Origin of the sequence: Epilithonimonas hispanica (assembly GCF_003385395.1) — a bacterium.
Classification (GTDB): Bacteria; Bacteroidota; Bacteroidia; order Flavobacteriales; family Weeksellaceae; genus Epilithonimonas; species Epilithonimonas hispanica.
The window spans coordinates 1-979 of sequence record NZ_QNUG01000119.1 but is presented as its reverse complement, the minus strand read 5'-3'; the positions used below and the strand labels follow the sequence as shown (position 1 = coordinate 979).

The 979-nt window shown below is 33.7% G+C and carries 1 protein-coding gene; it reads right to left on the bottom strand.

The window, feature by feature from the left end; genetic code table 11:
* Positions 1–150: 150 nt before the first annotated feature.
* Positions 151–804 carry a fructose-6-phosphate aldolase gene (gene fsa / locus DRF58_RS18120; RefSeq protein WP_027383794.1) on the bottom strand — a complete coding sequence of 218 codons (654 nt, stop codon included), beginning with the start codon at positions 802–804 and terminating at the stop codon, positions 151–153.
* Positions 805–979 lie beyond the last annotated feature (175 nt).

Sequence of the window (979 nt, the reverse complement as noted above, 5' to 3'; positions counted from 1 at the left end):
ATTACACGCTTTAGCACACAATTTAAGAAAGAAAGTTGCCTGAAGAGGACAACTTTTCACTTTTTCTTAAAATATTGAAAAACTTTTATAACAAAAAAATCCGCCTCAAATTTTGTTGTGAGACGGATTCATTTTTTTATTTAAATGATTTTATCCTAATTTCTTAGAATCAGCAACAAACTGAGCTAGTCCAGAATCAGTTAATGGATGTTTCAATAAATTAAGGATTGATGGAAGAGGGGACGTAATCACATCTGCTCCAATCTTAGCACAATTGATGATATGCATAGGACTTCTGATAGATGCTGCCAGAATCTCTGTGTCGAACATATAATTGTCATAAATGGTTCTGATTTCTTCAATTAGATTAAGACCATCAACAGAAATATCATCTAATCTTCCTAAAAACGGAGATACATAAGTTGCGCCAGCTTTTGCCGCTAATAAAGCTTGACCAGCAGAAAAAATCAAAGTACAGTTTGTTTTAATTCCTTTATCAGAAAAATATTTTAAAGCTTTTACGCCGTCTTTGATCATTGGGATTTTTACAACGATTCTTTCGTGCAAAGCAGCTAATTCATCGCCTTCCTTGATCATTTCTTCGTAGGTTGTAGAAAGAACTTCTGCAGAAACATCGCCGTCTGAGATATTACAAATATCAACATAGTGTTTGTTGATAGCTTCTTTGCCAGAGATTCCTTCTTTTGCCATAAGAGAAGGGTTTGTTGTAACGCCATCTAGGATTCCCAAATCTTGAGCTTCTCTAATTTGATCCAAGTTGGCTGTGTCGATAAAAAATTTCATATTAAGTTTTTTGAAAAATTATTAGCAAATATACAGCTTTAGTTTTTGAGGAAGAAACAAAAAAAGAAGCCAATTGGCTAGTCATGGTCGGAAAAAAAATCCGGCCATTTTTTATGTTTTGGTTTTAAAAACTTTTGTAGGGTCTCCTCCTGCAAAAACGATTAAAATAGCCGTA

Coding starts and splice junctions, on each gene's coding strand:
- fsa (WP_027383794.1), bottom strand. CDS start 804: ATGAAATTTTTTATCGACACAGCCAACTTGGATCAAATTAGAGAAGCT.